The 15,804-nt window shown below is 66.3% G+C and carries 12 protein-coding genes; 8 read left to right on the plus strand and 4 right to left on the minus strand.

From position 1 onward, the window contains the following. Positions 1–12 precede the first annotated feature (12 nt). The 6 genes from hisS to POR01S_RS21150 all read left to right on the plus strand — a co-directional run bounded on the left by hisS (position 13) and on the right by POR01S_RS21150 (position 6,988). Positions 13–1,320: a histidine--tRNA ligase gene (hisS, locus tag POR01S_RS21125; RefSeq protein WP_007162430.1), complete on the plus strand. Its 1,308-nt coding sequence runs from the start codon at positions 13–15 to the stop codon at positions 1,318–1,320. 11 nt (positions 1,321–1,331) lie between these two features. After that, positions 1,332–1,973, plus strand: a complete 642-nt coding sequence (locus POR01S_RS21130; RefSeq protein WP_007162431.1) for a tetratricopeptide repeat protein — start codon at positions 1,332–1,334, stop codon at positions 1,971–1,973. Beyond that, positions 1,973–3,115: an outer membrane protein assembly factor BamB gene (gene bamB, locus POR01S_RS21135; protein WP_027598340.1), complete on the plus strand. Its 1,143-nt coding sequence runs from the start codon at positions 1,973–1,975 to the stop codon at positions 3,113–3,115. Before POR01S_RS21130 ends, bamB begins: the two co-directional genes overlap by 1 nt. A gap of 78 nt (positions 3,116–3,193) precedes the next feature. After that, positions 3,194–4,681: a ribosome biogenesis GTPase Der gene (gene der, locus POR01S_RS21140; RefSeq protein WP_007162433.1), complete on the plus strand. Its 1,488-nt coding sequence runs from the start codon at positions 3,194–3,196 to the stop codon at positions 4,679–4,681. A gap of 379 nt (positions 4,682–5,060) precedes the next feature. Further along, positions 5,061–6,209: a pyridoxal phosphate-dependent aminotransferase gene (locus POR01S_RS21145; protein WP_042138193.1), complete on the plus strand. Its 1,149-nt coding sequence runs from the start codon at positions 5,061–5,063 to the stop codon at positions 6,207–6,209. Continuing rightward, the gene (locus POR01S_RS21150; protein ID WP_042138194.1) at positions 6,197–6,988 is read left to right on the plus strand and encodes an amidohydrolase; all 792 of its coding nucleotides are present in this window, start codon (positions 6,197–6,199) and stop codon (positions 6,986–6,988) included. Before POR01S_RS21145 ends, POR01S_RS21150 begins: the two co-directional genes overlap by 13 nt. On the opposite strand, the gene POR01S_RS21155 is transcribed toward POR01S_RS21150, so the two are convergent. Further along, entirely contained in the window at positions 6,989–8,137 is a 1,149-nt protein-coding gene (locus POR01S_RS21155) for an aminotransferase class V-fold PLP-dependent enzyme (RefSeq protein WP_027598337.1), read from the minus strand. Positions 8,138–8,268: 131 nt separating this feature from the next. Here POR01S_RS21155 and POR01S_RS21160 point away from each other — a divergent pair, with 131 nt between their 5' ends. Next, positions 8,269–8,730, plus strand: coding sequence for an Lrp/AsnC family transcriptional regulator (locus POR01S_RS21160; protein WP_007162437.1), 462 nt, complete (start codon positions 8,269–8,271; stop codon positions 8,728–8,730). 81 nt (positions 8,731–8,811) lie between these two features. Here POR01S_RS21160 and POR01S_RS21165 read toward each other — a convergent pair whose 3' ends face one another. The 3 genes from POR01S_RS21165 to leuA all read right to left on the minus strand — a co-directional run bounded on the left by POR01S_RS21165 (position 8,812) and on the right by leuA (position 14,937). Beyond that, on the minus strand, positions 8,812–9,762 hold the full coding sequence (locus POR01S_RS21165) for an aldo/keto reductase (protein ID WP_042138196.1): 951 nt from the start codon (positions 9,760–9,762) through the stop codon (positions 8,812–8,814). 53 nt (positions 9,763–9,815) lie between these two features. Further along, positions 9,816–13,127 (minus strand): EAL domain-containing protein, encoded by a 3,312-nt coding sequence (locus POR01S_RS21170; protein WP_042138199.1) that lies wholly within the window; start codon positions 13,125–13,127, stop codon positions 9,816–9,818. 139 nt (positions 13,128–13,266) lie between these two features. Then, entirely contained in the window at positions 13,267–14,937 is a 1,671-nt protein-coding gene (leuA, locus tag POR01S_RS21175; protein ID WP_007162440.1) for a 2-isopropylmalate synthase, read from the minus strand. Positions 14,938–15,300: 363 nt separating this feature from the next. On the opposite strand from leuA, the gene POR01S_RS21180 reads away from it, so the two are divergent. Next, positions 15,301–15,732, plus strand: a complete 432-nt coding sequence (locus POR01S_RS21180; RefSeq protein ID WP_027598335.1) for a DUF4174 domain-containing protein — start codon at positions 15,301–15,303, stop codon at positions 15,730–15,732. Positions 15,733–15,804: the final 72 nt, after the last annotated feature.

Genomic DNA, 15,804 nt, shown 5'->3' on the forward strand with positions numbered 1-15,804 from the left:
TAAGGCCCTTTCGTGAGCAAGTCCCTGCAAGCCATCCGTGGCATGAACGATATCCTGCCGGAGCAGACCCCGGCCTGGCGCTACCTGGAACGTACCTTCGCGACGCTGCTCGACGGCTATGGCTACCACGAGATCCGTCTGCCCATCATGGAGTTCACCGAACTCTTCGCCCGCGGCATCGGCGAGGGCACCGACGTGGTGGACAAGGAGATGTACACCTTCCTCGACCGCAACGAAGAGTCCCTGACCCTGAGGCCGGAAGGCACCGCGGGTTGCGTGCGGGCCGTGCTCGAACACGGCATGACCGGCGGTGGCCAGGTGCAGAAGCTCTGGTACGCCGGCCCGATGTTCCGCTACGAGAAGCCGCAGAAGGGTCGCTATCGCCAGTTCCACCAGATCGGCGTGGAGGTGTTCAACCTGCCCGGTCCGGACATCGACGCCGAACTGATCGTGCTCACCGCGCGCCTCTGGCAGCGCCTGGGGCTGACCGACGCCGTCACCCTGCAGCTCAACAGCCTGGGTTCCAGCGCCGATCGCGCGCGTTATCGCGAAGCCCTGGTGGCCTATCTGCAGGAACGCTTCGAGCAACTCGACGAAGACAGCCAGCGCCGCCTGACCACCAATCCGCTGCGCATCCTCGACAGCAAGAACGCCCAGACCCAGGCGCTGCTGCAGGATGCCCCGACCCTGGCGGACTACCTGGACGACGAATCCCGCGCCCATTTCGATGGCCTCAAGGCCCGCCTGGACGCCGCCGGCATCCGCTACCAGATCAATCCCAAGCTGGTGCGTGGCCTGGACTACTACGGCCGGACCGTCTTCGAGTGGGTCACCGACAAGCTGGGTGCCCAGGGCACCGTCTGCGCCGGTGGCCGCTACGACGGCCTGATCACCCAGTTCGGCGGCAAGCCCACCCCGGGCGTCGGCTTCGCCATGGGCGTCGAGCGCCTGGTGCTGCTGCTGGAAACCCTGGAGTGCCTGCCCGGTGATCTGCAGCGCCCCGCCGATCTCTATCTCTGCGCCTTTGGCGAGGCGGCCGAACTGGCCGGCCTCAAGCTGGCCGAGCAGCTGCGCGATGCCCGTCCCGACCTGCGTCTGCTGGTCAACGCCGGTGCCGGCAGCTTCAAGAGCCAGTTCAAGAAGGCTGACAAGAGCGGCGCGCTCTGGGCGATGATCCTGGGTGAGGACGAACTGGCCGCGCAACAGGTGGCGCTCAAGCCCCTGCGTGGCGAGGCGCCCCAGGAAAAGGTCGATTTCGCGGCCCTGGCCGCTCGTCTGGACGAGATTTTGCCCCCGGCCGGTTCCGGTCGCGGGAATTGAGGAGAACGGATTTGAGTTCCATCGACGACGACAATCTGGTGGTCGCCAAGGCCTGGTGGCAGCGTAACGGCAAGCCGCTGGTGGCCGGTGGCGTCATCGCCCTGGTGGCGGTACTCGGCTGGCAGGGCTGGCAGCGCTATCAGAACAACCAGGCGCAAGGCGCCTCGGTGCTCTATCAGCAGCTGGTGGAAGCCGCGCTGGCGCCCGGTGGCAAGGTCGACACCGCGCGGGTGACCGATACCTACGGCAAGCTCAAGCAGGATTATTCCGGCACCGCCTACGCCCAGTACGGCAGTCTCTTCGTCGCCAAGGTGGCGGTGGAGAACAATCGCCTGGACGACGCCGCCGCCGAACTCAAGGCCGTGGTGGACAAGCCCCACGATGCCGAACTCGGCGAGCTGGCGCGTCAGCGTCTGGCCCGGGTGCTGGCGGCCGAGGGCAAGGCCGAAGAGGGCCTCAAGCTGCTGGACGGCGAGGCGCCCAAGGCCTATGTCGCCAACCGCGAAGAATTGCGTGGCGATCTGCTGGTGGCGCTGAAGAAGCCGACCGAGGCCCGCGCCGCCTACGAAAAAGCCCGCGCCGCGCTGCCCAACGATGCAGCCGAAGGCGTGCTGCAGATGAAACTCGATGATCTCGCCAAAGGAGACGCCTGATGTTGCGCTGGAAGCCTATCGCGGTACTGGGTCTCGCCCTTGCGGTCGTCGGGTGCAGCAGCACCGGCAAGAAGGAATTGCCGCCGGCCGAGCTGAAGGACATCAAGGCCGAGGTCCGGCTGGATGAAGTCTGGAGTCGCTCGGTGGGCGATGGCCAGGGCAAGGAATACAACCGCCTGGTCCCGGCCGTGGACGGCCAGACCATCTTTGCCGCCGATGCCGATGGCCGGGTCATGGCGATGAATCGCGAGACCGGTGCGGTGCTGTGGAAGAAGGACCTGGACTTGCCGGTCTCCGGCGGCGTCGGAGTCGGCTCCGGTCTGGTGCTGGTCGGTACCCTGCGTGGCCAGGTCATCGCCCTCGACAGTGCCAGTGGCGACGAGAAGTGGCGTGCCCAGGCCTCCAGCGAGGTGCTGTCCGCTCCGGTCGTCAACAACGACGTGGTGGTGGTGCAGTCCCAGGACGACAAGCTGCAGGCCTTCGAGCTGGGCAGCGGTACCCGTCGCTGGATCTACGAAGACACCCAGCCGGTGCTGAGTCTGAGGGGCACCGGTGCCCCCCTGGTGACCAACCAGGTGGTGATGGCCGGCTTCGCCAGCGGCAAGGTGGTCGCCCTGGACGTGCAGCGTGGCCTGCCGCTGTGGGAACAGCAGATCGCCGTGCCCAAGGGCCGTTCCGAACTGGAGCGCATCGTCGACGTGGACGGCGGCCTGTCGCTGTCGGGCGACACCCTCTATGTGGTCAGCTACAACGGCCGCGTGGTCGCGCTCAATCCGGCCAACGGCCAGATCCTCTGGCAGCGTGACGCCTCCAGCTACGACGGCGTGGCCGAAGGCTTCGGCAACGTCTACCTGAGCCTGGACAACGGCACCGTGGAAGCCGTCGAGGAATCCTCGACCTCCGCGCTCTGGACCAATGCCGATCTGGCCCGTCGCCAGCTCACCGGGCCGGTGGTCTGGTCGAGCAACGTGGTGGTGGGCGACTACGCCGGCTACATCCACCTGCTGAGCCAGGTCGATGGGCGTTTCGTCGGTCGTACCAAGGTCGACGGTGACGGCGTCCGGGTACGGCCACTGGTCGTCGGCGATATGCTCTACGTTTACGGCAATGGCGGTAAACTCGTCGCCTATCGTCTGCGCTAGAAACTATTATCCTCAACCGATGGCCGCTACCGTGAAGTTCGGTAGCGGCCATCGTGTTTTCTGCTCTGGGAGAGCCGCATGGTTCCCGTAATTGCCCTGGTGGGGCGGCCGAACGTCGGCAAATCCACGCTTTTCAATCGCCTGACCAAGACCCGGGACGCCATCGTCGCCGACTTCGCCGGCCTGACCCGCGATCGCAAGTACGGCGAAGCCAAGTGGCAGGGACGCACCTACATCGTGGTCGACACCGGCGGTATCTCCGGTGACGAGGAAGGCATCGACCTGAAGATGGCCGAGCAGTCGCTGCAGGCCATCGAAGAATCCGATGCGGTGCTGTTCCTGGTGGACTCCCGCGACGGCATGACCGTCGCCGACCAGATGATCGCCGAGCACCTGCGCAAGAGAAACAAGCGCACCTTCCTGGTGGCCAACAAGGTCGACACCGTCGATCCCGAGATCGCCCGGGCGGAATTCAGCCCGCTGGCCATCGGCGATGCCTTTCCCATCGCGGCGGCCCACGGCCGTGGCGTGAACAACCTGCTGGAAGCCGCCCTGGGCGTCTTCCCCAAGGACGAGGTCGAGGTCGAGGAGCTCTCCGAGGAGCAGGTGCGGGCGGCCGCGGAAGAGGGCGGTGACGTCTTCCGCCGCGTGCAGGGCATCGACGAGACCACCGGCATCAAGATCGCAGTGATCGGTCGACCCAACGTCGGCAAGTCGACGCTGGTCAACCGCATGCTCGGCGAAGAGCGGGTCATCGTCTATGACCAGGCCGGCACCACGCGCGACAGCATCTACATCCCCTTCGAGCGCAACGAAGAACGCTACACCCTGATCGACACCGCCGGCGTGCGCCGGCGTGGCAAGGTCTTCGAGGCGGTCGAGAAGTTCTCGGTGGTCAAGACGCTGCAGGCGATCCAGGACGCCAACGTAGTGATCTTTGTCATGGACGCCCGCGAAGGCGTGGTCGAGCACGACCTCAACCTGCTCGGCTTCGTGCTGGAGACCGGTCGTGCCCTGGTGATCGCCCTCAACAAGTGGGACGGCATGGAGTCCGGCGAGCGCGACTACGTCAAGACCGAGCTGGAACGCCGGCTGTTGTTCGTCGACTTCGCCGACATCCACTTCATCTCGGCGCTGCATGGCACCGGCGTGGGCCATCTGTACAAGTCGGTGCAGCAGTCCTTCGCCTCGGCCACCACCCGCTGGCCCACCAGCCGCCTGACCCAGATCCTCGAGGACGCGGTGCAGGAGCACCAGCCGCCGATGGTCAGCGGGCGCCGCATCAAGCTGCGCTATGCCCACCTGGGCGGCGCCAACCCGCCGCTGATCGTCATCCACGGCAACCAGACGGAAGCGGTGCCCAAGTCCTATACCCGCTACCTGGAAAAGACCTATCGCCGGGTGCTCAAGCTGGTGGGGACGCCGATCCGCATCGAATACCGCGGTGGCGAGAACCCCTTCGAGGGCAAGAAGAACACCCTCACCGAGCGCCAGGTCAACAAGAAGCGCCGGTTGATGAGCCACCACAAGAAGGCCGAGAAGAAGCGCAAGGACAAGCGGCGGTAAGCCGGTCGGGCGTTGTGAAGGAAAGGGGGCTAATAGCCCCCTTTCTCTTTGTTAGCGGATTCTGGCGAGGAGGCTCCTCGCACACCGAACTTCCCCCTCTCCCTTTGGGAAAGGGTTGGGGTGAGGGTGATCCCTGCGACGGCCTAGCAGTGAAAAAGATCGTAGCCTTGTCCCCTTCGCGTCGCCAACAGGTGACCTGACTGCCAGCGGTTGCCCTCACCCTGGCCCTCTCCCGGAGGGAGAGGGGATGTTCGGATCAGGCCTTGTACCCAGGCTATGCCTAGACCGCTGGCTGGCTGATCGGCTTAGCACTACTTGCCCTCTCGCACAAAAAATCGCAGTCTGCCGATCTCCTTCCAGCCAGACCTGTGCCCGCGCGATGATCCAGAGCAAGCTTCCCGGCCTCGCCGTCACCATCTTTACCCGCATGTCCCAGCTCGCCGCCCAGACCGGTGCGCTGAATCTGTCCCAGGGCTTTCCCGATTTCGATGGCCCGGCCGAGTTGCTCGCGGCGGTCGGTCGCCATGTCGCGGCCGGCCAAAACCAGTACGCGCCCATGACCGGGCTGCCGGCGCTGCGCCAGCAGGTGGCGGCCAAGGTCGCCGCCTTCTATGGCCGAGAGGTGGATGCCGAGACCGAGGTCACCATCGTCCCCGGCGCCACCCAGGGCCTGTTCTGCGCCCTGCAGACGCTGGTGCGGCCAGGTGACGAGGTGATCGTCTTCGATCCCTGCTACGACAGCTATGAACCCTCGGTGCAACTGGCCGGCGGGCGCTGCGTGCACGTGCCCCTGGCGCTGCCGGGCTTTGGTATCGACTGGCCGGCGCTGGAGGCGGCCCTGAGTCCGCGCACCCGTGCCATCGTGCTCAATACCCCGCACAACCCCAGTGGCGCCCTGGTCAGCGCCGCCGAGCTGGATCGTCTGGCCGCGCTGATCCGCGGGCGCGATCTCTATCTGGTCAGCGACGAGGTCTATGAGCACCTGGTCTACGACGGCGAGCGCCATGCCAGCGTCATCGCCCACGACGAACTCTATGCCCGCGCCTTCGTGGTCAGCTCCTTTGGCAAGACCTATCACGTCACCGGCTGGAAGACCGGCTATGTGGTAGCGCCACCGGCGCTGTCGGCGGAATTGCGCAAGGTGCACCAGTACGTGAGCTTCTGCGGGGTGACGCCGATCCAGGCCGCCCTGGCCGACTTCATGGCCGCCCATCCCGAGCATCTCAGCGAGCTGCCGGCCTTCTACCAGGCCAAGCGCGATCTCTTCTGCGATCTGCTGGGCAACTCGCGCTTCACCTTCCAGCGCGCCGCCGGCACCTATTTCCAGGTGGTCGACTACTCCGCCATCCGCCCGGAGCTGGACGACGTGGCCATGGCCGAATGGCTGACCCGCGAGCATGGCGTCGCCGCCATTCCGCTGTCGGTGTTCTACCAGGCGCCGCCCGCGGACCTGCGCCTGGTGCGCTTCTGCTTTGCCAAGCGCGAAGACACCCTGCGCCAGGCAGCGGAGCGGCTATGCGCGATCTGACCCCCATCCAGGACCTGCGCCTGGCGCTGGTACAGAGCGAACTGGCCTGGCATGACCCGGCCGCCAACCGTGCCCATTTCGAAGCGCTGTTGAGGGACGTGGGCGAGACCGACCTGATCATCCTGCCGGAGATGTTCACCACCGGCTTTTCCATGGAATCGGCCGCGCTCGCCGAGCCCGTGGAGGGTCCGACAGCGGCCTGGATGAGCGAACAGGCGCAGCGGCTCGGCGCGGTGGTCACCGGCAGCCTGATCGTGCGGGACGCGGCTGGACAGCACCGCAATCGCCTGCTGTGGGCGACGCCGGATGGCGAGTTGCAGCACTATGACAAGCGCCATCTGTTTCGCATGGCCGGCGAGCACGAGCACTATGCCCCGGGCGAGCAGCGACTGCAGGTGACGCTCAAGGGATGGCTGATCCGCCCGCTGATCTGCTACGACCTGAGATTCCCGGTCTGGAGTCGCGCCCAGGACGACACCGACCTGCTGCTTTATGTGGCCAACTGGCCGGCGCCGCGGCGCGGTCACTGGAATCGCCTGCTGCCGGCACGGGCCATCGAGAATCTCTGCTATGTCGCCGCGGTGAATCGCATCGGCAGTGACGGCAACGGTCATCCCTATGCCGGTGACAGCCAGGTGCTGGACTTCCAGGGGGAGCCCCTGATCGACGCCGGCGCGGAATCCGGCATCTTCCACGCCACGCTGTCCGCTGCAGCCCTCACGGCCTATCGCGAGCGCTTTCCGGCGCAGCGCGATGCCGATGCCTTCCGCCTGGACTGATCAGGCCCAGAAGGGCGCTGGCTGGGCAGCATGCTGGTGGATCAGGGCGATGGCCTGGTCCACGTCCGCCGCGGTGGTGTAGCGACCCAGGCTGAATCTGTAGCTGCGCGCCGCCTGTTCGGCGGTCAGGCCGAGGCCCAGGAGCACATGGGAGGGCGCCGCCTTGGCCGAACTGCAGGCCGAGGTGGTCGAGAAGGCCAGCTGCCGCTGCAGCGCCGCGGTGTCCAGCGGCGTCGCAAAGGTCAGATTCAGGGTGTGGGGAATGCGCTGCCGGGCGCAGCCATTGAGCCGCATGCCGTTCAGGGTTTGTACCCCGGCCAGGAATCGCTCGCGTAACTGGCCGAGACGCTCGTTCTCTCGCGCCATGGCCTGGCCGGCGAGGGCGAAAGCGGTCCCCATGCCGACGATCTGGTGGGTGGCCAGGGTGCCGGAACGCAGCCCGCGCTCATGGCCGCCACCGTGGATCTGCGCCTGCAGGGCACCCTCGGCGCGCGGACCGACATAGAGGGCGCCGATGCCCTTGGGCCCATAGGTCTTGTGCGCGGAAAAGGACATCAGATCGACTTCCAGGCCGGCCAGGTCGATGGCGACCTTGCCGGTGGCCTGGGCGGCGTCCACGTGGAAGAGGGCGCCCCGGACGCGCACCAGCCGGCCGATGGCGTCGATATCGGTCAGGGTACCCAGCTCGTTGTTCACCATCATCAGCGAGACCAGGCAGGTGTCCGCTCGCCAGGCCTGGGCGACGGCCTCAGGGGTGATGAGGCCTGCCGCGTCTGGCGCCAGGTAGGTGACGGTGAAGCCCTCGGCTTCCAGCTGGGCGGCGGTATCCAGTACCGCCCGGTGCTCCAGGCAACTGGTGATCAGATGGCCATGCCCGCGACGCCGGGCGACGCCGAGCAGCGCGAGGTTGTTGGATTCGGTGGCACCGGAGGTCCAGATCAGCTGCTCGGGCCTGGCGCCGACCAGGTCGGCCACCTGCTGGCGGGCGGTGTCCACGGCGCGCTGGGCGTCGTTGCCGAAGGCATGGCCGCGAGAGGCGGGATTGCCGAAGACGCCCTGGCGCCCCATACAACCCAGCATGGCTTCGATGACGACATCGTCGACAGGGGTGGTGGCGGCATAATCGAAATACAGGGGATAAGCGTCCATGGCGGCCTCGGGCATTTGAATGGACCTAGGCTAACGCTGGCGCGAGTGAAGAAATTTGCTTTCTTATCGCTCGTTGAGCTTTCGAGCAGAATAGAATTCTCTCTGATAGCCGTTGTAGAGAAAATGAATTCATGGATCGCTTCGATCGCGCCATTCTCGAGATCTTGCAGCAGGACAGCACCCGACCGGTGGCCGATATCGCCGAACGCATCGGCCTGGGTACCACGGCCTGTTGGCGGCGTATCCAGAAGCTGGAGGAGCAGGGCGTGATCCGCGCCCGGGTGGCACTGCTCGATCCCCGCGAGCTCAACGTGGGGGTGACGGTCTTCGTTTCGGTGCGCACCAATCAGCACGCCATGGACTGGCTGCAGCGTTTCCACGAGGCGGTGGCGGCCATTCCGGAGGTGGTCGAGCTCTATCGCATGGCTGGCGATACCGACTACCTGATGCGCATCGTAGTGCCGGACATCGCCGCCTACGACGGCGTCTACAAGCGGCTGATCCAAGTACCGGGATTGCTGGACGTCAGCTCCAGCTTCGCCATGGAGCAGATCAAGTACAGCACCGCCTTGCCGCTGGATTATGTGCGGTAGGAGGATTGGGCTATCGCGGCCATGGGCCGCTCCTACGGGGTATGGATCAGGCCCGTAGGAGCGGCCCCTGGCCGCGACACCTCAGCGATAGGCGCTGACCTGATCCAGCAGGGTGATGTCGTCGGCCGGTAGTTGCAGCCGGGTGGCGGCCACCAGGTCGTCCAGTTGGGCCTGGGAGGTGGCGCTGGCGATCGGCGCGGTGATGCTGGGGCGGGCGATCAGCCAGGCCAGGGCGACCTGGGCCGGGGTGGCGTCGTGCTTCTCGGCGATCTCGTCGAGGCCGGCCAGGATGGCCATGCCGCGTTCGTCCAGGTAGCGCTTGACCATCTCCGCGCGCGACCCCTGCAGATCGTCCTTGGTGCGGTACTTGCCCGTCAGGAAGCCGCTGGCCAGGGAGAAATAGCTGATCACGCCCAGGCCGAGTTCCTTGACCACGGCTTCCAGCTCGGTCTCGTAGTCCTGGCGGGCATGCAGGTTGTAGTGGGGCTGCAGGCTCTGGTAGGCCGGCACGCCCAGGCGTTCGGCGACCCGGGCCGCTTCGCGCAGGCGCTGGCCGCTGTAGTTGGAGGCGCCGATCACCCGCACCTTGCCCTGTTCCACCAGCCGCGCGAAGGCGCCCAGGGTTTCCTCCAGCGGGGTGTCCTCGTCGTCGCAGTGCGCCTGATAGAGGTCGATGCGATCGGTCTGCAGGCGCTTGAGCGAGGCTTCCACTGCCTGCTGCACATAGCTGGCCTTGAGGCCCTTGCGACCCTCACCCATGTCCATGCCCAGCTTGGTGGCCAGGATCACCTGGTCGCGCTTGCCGCTGCGGGCGAACCACTTGCCCAGCAGGGTCTCGGATTCGCCCCCGCGGTTGCCCGGTGCCCAGCGCGAATAGACGTCGGCGGTGTCGATGAAGGTCAGGCCCGCCTCGAGCAGGGCATCCAGCATGCGAAAGGACTGGGCTTCGTCCAGGGTCCAGCCAAAGACATTGCCACCAAAGCAGAGCGGGGGCACCTGGAGATCTGAGTGGCCAAGGGTACGAGTGTGCATGGAATCCTCATCCGGTTGGGGGAGTCATGCAGGTTACGACCGATGGCCGCGGCTCAAGGTTCGAGGCGCGTAGGCCCGGGCCACTCCTGCAGGGGGAGGGGTTTGCCGAGGGCATAGCCCTGGGCGTAGTCCACGCCGATGGTGCCGAGCAATTCGAAGGTGGCCTGGGACTCGACGAATTCGGCGATGGTCTCGGCGCCGAGGTGGTGGGCGACCTGGTTGATGGACTCGACGATGGCGCGATCCAGCGGATCCTGGTCGAGGCTGCGGATGAAGCTGCCGTCGATCTTCACGTAGTCGACGCGGAAGTGCTTGAGGTAGGCGAAGGAGCTGAGGCCGGCGCCAAAATCATCCAGGGCGATGCGGCAGCCGCGTTCGCGGACCTGGCTGATGAGCGCCGAGGCCACCGAGAGCTTGTTGATCACTGCGGTCTCGGTCAGCTCGAAGAGCAGGCGCTGCGGATCCAGCGGCGAGGCGGCGATCAGCTCCAGCAATTCGGGCAGGAAGTCGGGATCGCTCAGGCTGTTGCCCGAGAGATTGATGCCCACGTGCAGCCCGGGTCGCTCCTGCAGCCAGGGCACCAGTTCCACCAGCACCTGACGCACCACCCAGCGGTCGATGCTGCTCATCAGACCGAAACGCTCGGCGGCCGGAATGAAGGTGGCTGGCGAGATCAGCTGGCCCTGGACATCGCGCAGGCGCAGCAGCAACTCGACATGCTGCGCCGCGCCGCCACGGCTCCGGGTGGGGACGATGGTCTGGGCGTGCAGTTCGAAGCGATGCTGCTCCAGGGCCTCGCGCAGGCCGCTGGCCATGAGGATCTCGCGGTGCTGGCGCTCGACGTCCTCGCTGCCGGCGCGATAGAGCGCCGCGCGATTGCGCCCGGCGTGCTTGGCGGTATAGCAGGCCACGTCGGCCTGGCTCATCAATTCGGCCGGGCTCCGGGTTTCGGCGGTGATGGCGACGATGCCGGCACTGGCGCCGACGTCGTAGATCCGGCTCTGCCAGTTGAAGCGCACGGCGCCGATGCTGGCGATGAGCTTTTCGGCGACGGCCTCGGCCTGCACCAGATCGCAGTCGCGCAGCAGCAGGGCGAATTCGTCGCCGCCGATCCGCGCCACGGCATCCGAGCCGCGCAGGGAGTCCCGCAGCAGAGTGCCCAGTTCGCGCAGCAGCAGATCCCCGGCGGCATGGCCGGCGGAGTCGTTGACCACCTTGAAGCGATCGAGGTCGATGAAGCACAGCGCGTGCTGTACGGTCCCGGCCTGGGCCTGCTGCCAGGCGGCGTCCAGCTCCTGCTCGAACTTCAGGCGGTTGTAGAGGCCAGTCAGGGCGTCGTGGGAGGCGTTGTAGCTCAGCTCGCGCTGCAGATTGCGGGCATGGGTGACATTCTGGAACACCAGCACCGCGCCGATGATGCGGCCATCCACCGTACGCACTGGCGCGGCCGAATCCTGCACCTCGTGCCTGTCACCCTGGCGGCTGAGCAGTACCGCGCCCTCGTCCAGGGAGGTGATGGTCTGCTCGCGCAGGCAGCGGGTCACCGGACTGGGCAGGACCTCGTCGCTCTGGCTGTCGTGGATGAGAAACACCTCTTCGTGGGGCCGGCCCCGGGCATCCGCCAGCGACCAGCCGGTGAGCTGCTCGGCGACCGGATTGAGAAAGAGGATGCGCCCATCCATGTCGGTGGTCAGCACGGCGTCGGCGATGGAGGCCAGGGTGACCTGCAGCCGTTCCTTTTCCTCGTAGAGCGCCGTGGTCAGCTGGTGGTGCTCGGTGACGTCGCTGTTGCTGCCGACCAGGCGTACATGGCCGTCGGCCTCGACCACCGAGATCAGCTCGGAGCGGATATGGCGCACCTCGCCGCCGGGGCCGCCGCGGTTGATGCGGAAGTTGAAGGTGTAGAACATCGACTCGCTGGCGACCTTGTCGAACACCTCCAGCGAACGCGCCTTGTCGTCCGGGTGGATGAAGGTGAGCCAGAAGTCCATGTCCCGGCTGAGATTGTCGGGGGCAATGCCGTAGAGATCTCTCAGCCGCGCATCGGCATTGAAGCCCGGACTGCGGGTATCCCATTCCCAGATGCCGACGTTGCTGGCGCGAATGGCCAGTTGCAGCCGCTCGCGGAGCCGGGCGTTGGTCGCCTCGGCCCGGCGCTGGGCGTCGATGTCGCGGGCCTGCAGCAGATAGCCGGTGAGCAGGTCGCCATCATCATGGTCGGGCGACAGCGCCAGTTGCATCCACAGTCCCTGGCCGTCGCGGTGCAGCAGACGGCGGGTCTGCTCGCCTTCCTCGATCGTCAGGGGTTCTTCGCCATCGGCGATCAACTCCTTGAGCGACCGGCCGTCGAGGCTGTGGCGCGGATAGCCGAGCATGGCCTCCAGGGCGGCATTCACCTGACTCAGGCGGCCCTCCACCGACAGCAGCGCCATGCCATAGGGCGCGGCGCTCAGGGCATGGCGAAAGCGTGCCTCGTTGCGCGCCAGGCGCTGGTTGTGGTGACGGCTCTGCTGCACGGCGGCGGCCAGCAACAGTGGGGGAATCTGCATCAGGGCCACGGGAATGTAGGTCAGGGCTTCCTGCACCAGGGTGGCGCCGCGAACGCCGAGCAGATAACCGTGGGCCACCAGGTAGGTGAAGATCAGGATGTTCAGGCCGCCGACCACCGCGGTACCCAGGGCAGTGAGCCTTAGGGTCATCAGCAGCAGCAGGGTGGAGACGTAGACGAAGGGGTAGGGCACATAGGCCAGCAGGCCGAGCACCAGCACGGGGCTGATCAGCAGCAGGACGATGAACTCACGGGCACCCTGACGACTGAATTGCAGCCACTGCAGCGGGCGGCCGAGAAAGGCCAGCGGCATCATCACCAGCAGGCCGAGGGCGTCGCCGAGGTACCAGTGCAGGGCCACCCGCAGCAGCTCGGGATTGCCCTGCTGAGCGGCGATCAGGGTGCCCAGGGCGGTACCGGCCAGGGGCGTCACCAGCACCCCGTAGAACAGCAGTCGGCCCATGGCCGCGACATTGCGTTCGGGATGGAGGATGCGGCCATGCAGCAGCCAGGCGCCGAACAGGATCTCGGCCAGATTGGGTAGGGAATAGAGCGCGCCGATGGCCGGGTCCCCACTGAAGGGCAATTCGGCCAGGGCGCCGGCCAGCCAGACCGCCAGCAGTTGCAGCGGCCAGCGCCGGGGCGCCGAGCGCAGCAGCCAGGCGATCGCCAGGCCATTGGGCAACCAGAGGGTGGCCACGGTGGAGGACGCCTGGCGGGTGAAGAGGATGCACAGGACCGAACTGATCAGGAACAGCAGCGCCAGCGCGGTGGCGTCACGCAGCAGAGAGGTGTTTCGCGACAGAGTGAAGGTCATTGCCTATCCAGACAAGCTGCCCGGCTGGCCGAAGCGGGCAGGCGAGACGGTCCCTAGGAAGCGGGGAGTATCTCCGCTGATTCGCCATAAAAAAAGGGAACACCGACAGGTATTCCCTTTGGTTTGACGAATGTCAGTTTCAGGCGGCCTTGGCCTGGGCCTGGGTCACCGCGCGATTCAGGGCGCTGAGCAGGGCGCGGAAGCTGGCGGTGGTGATGTTCTCGTCGATGCCGATGCCATGCAGCGGACGCTGACCTTCCAGGCGGACCTCGATGTAGGAAGCGGCCTTGGCGTTGGCGCCGGCGCCGATGGAGTGCTCGTGGTAGTCCATGATCTCCACCGCCTGCGGCAGGCTGGCGACCAGGGCTTCCAGCGGACCCTTGGCGGTGCCGTGCCAGTGCTCGGTACGACCCTCGACGGCGACCTTGATGTCGACGGTGGAGGTGCCGTCTTCCTCGCGCAGCTTGTGGCTGACCAGGGCGTAGGGGCTCTTGGCCTGCAGGTATTCCTGTTCGAGCAGGGCGTGGATCTGCGCCGCGGTCATCTCCAGGCCCAGGCGATCGGTCTCGCGCTGCACCACCTGGCTGAATTCGATCTGCATGCGGCGCGGCAGGCTGATGCCGTATTCCTGTTCCAGCAGGAAGGCGATACCGCCCTTGCCCGACTGGCTGTTGACGCGGATGACCGCCTCGTAGTCGCGGCCGATGTCGGCCGGGTCGATGGGCAGGTAGGGCACTTCCCAGAGGGCGTCCGGCTTCTGCTGGGCGAAGCCCTTGCGGATGGCGTCCTGGTGGGAACCGGAGAAGGCGGTGTGGACCAGATCGCCGACATAGGGATGGCGCGGGTGCACCGGCAGCTGGTTGCACTCCTCGACGGTCTTGCGCACGGCGTCGATGTCGGAGAAGTCCAGCTCGGGGTCGACGCCCTGGGTGTAGAGGTTGAGCGCCAGGGTCACCAGGCAGACGTTGCCGGTGCGCTCGCCATTGCCGAACAGGCAGCCTTCGACGCGATCGGCGCCGGCCATCACCGCCAGTTCCGAGGCAGCGACGCCGGTGCCGCGGTCGTTATGGGTGTGGACGCTGATCAGCACGCTGTCGCGGCGGTCGATGTGGCGACCGAACCATTCGATCTGGTCGGCGTAGTTGTTGGGCGTGGCGCACTCGATGGTGGCCGGCAGGTTGAGGATCAGCTTGTTGGCCGGGGTCGGTGCGAACACCGCGATCACCGCGTTGCACACCTCGACGGCGAAGTCGGTCTCGGTGGAGCTGAACACCTCGGGGGAGTACTCGAAGCCCCACTGGGTCTCCGGCCGCTCGGCGGCCAGGCGCACGATGGTCTGGCCGGCGGCCACGGCGATGGCCTTGACGCCGGCCTTGTCCTGGCCGAAGACGATGCGGCGGAAACTCGGCGCGCAGGCGTTGTAGTAGTGGACGATGGCGCGCTTGGCGCCCTTGAGCGATTCGAAGGTGCGCTCGATGAGGTCGTCACGGGCCTGGGTCAGCACCTGGATGGTGACGTCGTCGGGGATGTGACCGCCCTCAATCAGCTCGCGGACGAAGTCGAAGTCGGTCTGGGAGGCGGAGGGGAAGCCCACCTCGATCTCCTTCAGACCCACGGCGACCAGGCACTTGAAGAAGGCCATCTTCTTCTCGGCGTCCATCGGCTCGATCAGCGACTGGTTGCCGTCGCGCAGGTCGGTGGACAGCCAGATCGGCGCCTTGTCGATGACCTTGTCCGGCCAGGTGCGGTCGGGCAGGGCGACGGGCGTGAAGGGACGGTACTTCTGCGAGGGATCTTTGAGCATGGTCATGGCAATTCTTTCCTTGGGCGTGGTCGGGACTTACGAAGCGAGCGCGGTCGAGCTTCGCAGTCGTGGACTGACCAGTCGCAGGCAGCGGTGCTGCCGGAGGAGGATGAGGGTATGGGCGTTGTGCATGGCGCTTACGTTAGTCCGCCCAGGCCAGGCCTCGCAATGTTCTTTTTGAAATTGGCAGGAATGTTCGATCAGCGCGATTTTCTGATGATTTATTGCTGGCTGAGGCTGGTTATTGGTGATTTCTAAAAGAGCGGGTTTGTGTTTTTTGTGTAACCCGAAATCGCCGGGGCGATCCCTGGCGTCGGGTTGGGGTCAATTTTGGACGATTCCCTGCAAACGAACGGAAGGAAGGCGTCCATGAAGACTCTGGTGCTGGCAGGGCTGGCGACCACCCTGATCGCCGGCTTGGCGTCGGCGGCCCAGGCCGCCGACAACCCTCTGGAGGCGGAACGCTGGAAGACGCGGCCGCTGATCCTGGTGGCGCCGACGGCGAAGGATCCCCAGGTCGCGAAGCTTCGCGAAGAACTGGCGCAGCCGGCCAATCGCGAAGCCTTCGTCGAGCGGGAAATGGTGCTCTATACGGTGGTGGGCGAGGCCGGCAGCCGCAACGGCGAGCCGCTGCGGCCGGAGCAGACCCGGGCGCTGCTCAAGGCCCTGGACGCCCGCGCTGGCCAGCCGGCAACGCTCTATCTGGTGGGCAAGGATGGCGGGGTCAAGGTGCGGGAGCAGCAGGATTGGTCGCTCAAGGCGCTGTTCGGCACCATCGACCGGATGCCGATGCGGCGGTAGTCGTGGCTCCCTCACCCCGGTCCTCTCCCAGGGGGAGAGGGGGTTCTCCGAGGCGATCCGGCCGCCGTGTAG

The organism is Pseudomonas oryzihabitans NBRC 102199 (assembly GCF_000730625.1).
Lineage (GTDB): Bacteria > Pseudomonadota > Gammaproteobacteria > Pseudomonadales > Pseudomonadaceae > Chryseomonas > Chryseomonas oryzihabitans.

What these genes read in the sequence shown, in the direction of transcription:
- bamB (WP_027598340.1), top strand. Translation starts at nt 1,973, where the DNA reads ATGTTGCGCTGGAAGCCTATCGCGGTACTGGGTCTCGCCCTTGCGGTC.
- der (WP_007162433.1), top strand. Translation starts at nt 3,194, where the DNA reads ATGGTTCCCGTAATTGCCCTGGTGGGGCGGCCGAACGTCGGCAAATCC.
- POR01S_RS21145 (WP_042138193.1), top strand. Translation starts at nt 5,061, where the DNA reads ATGATCCAGAGCAAGCTTCCCGGCCTCGCCGTCACCATCTTTACCCGC.
- POR01S_RS21150 (WP_042138194.1), top strand. Translation starts at nt 6,197, where the DNA reads ATGCGCGATCTGACCCCCATCCAGGACCTGCGCCTGGCGCTGGTACAG.
- POR01S_RS21155 (WP_027598337.1), bottom strand. Translation starts at nt 8,137, where the DNA reads ATGGACGCTTATCCCCTGTATTTCGATTATGCCGCCACCACCCCTGTC.
- POR01S_RS21160 (WP_007162437.1), top strand. Translation starts at nt 8,269, where the DNA reads ATGGATCGCTTCGATCGCGCCATTCTCGAGATCTTGCAGCAGGACAGC.
- POR01S_RS21165 (WP_042138196.1), bottom strand. Translation starts at nt 9,762, where the DNA reads ATGCACACTCGTACCCTTGGCCACTCAGATCTCCAGGTGCCCCCGCTC.
- POR01S_RS21170 (WP_042138199.1), bottom strand. Translation starts at nt 13,127, where the DNA reads ATGACCTTCACTCTGTCGCGAAACACCTCTCTGCTGCGTGACGCCACC.
- leuA (WP_007162440.1), bottom strand. Translation starts at nt 14,937, where the DNA reads ATGACCATGCTCAAAGATCCCTCGCAGAAGTACCGTCCCTTCACGCCC.
- POR01S_RS21180 (WP_027598335.1), top strand. Translation starts at nt 15,301, where the DNA reads ATGAAGACTCTGGTGCTGGCAGGGCTGGCGACCACCCTGATCGCCGGC.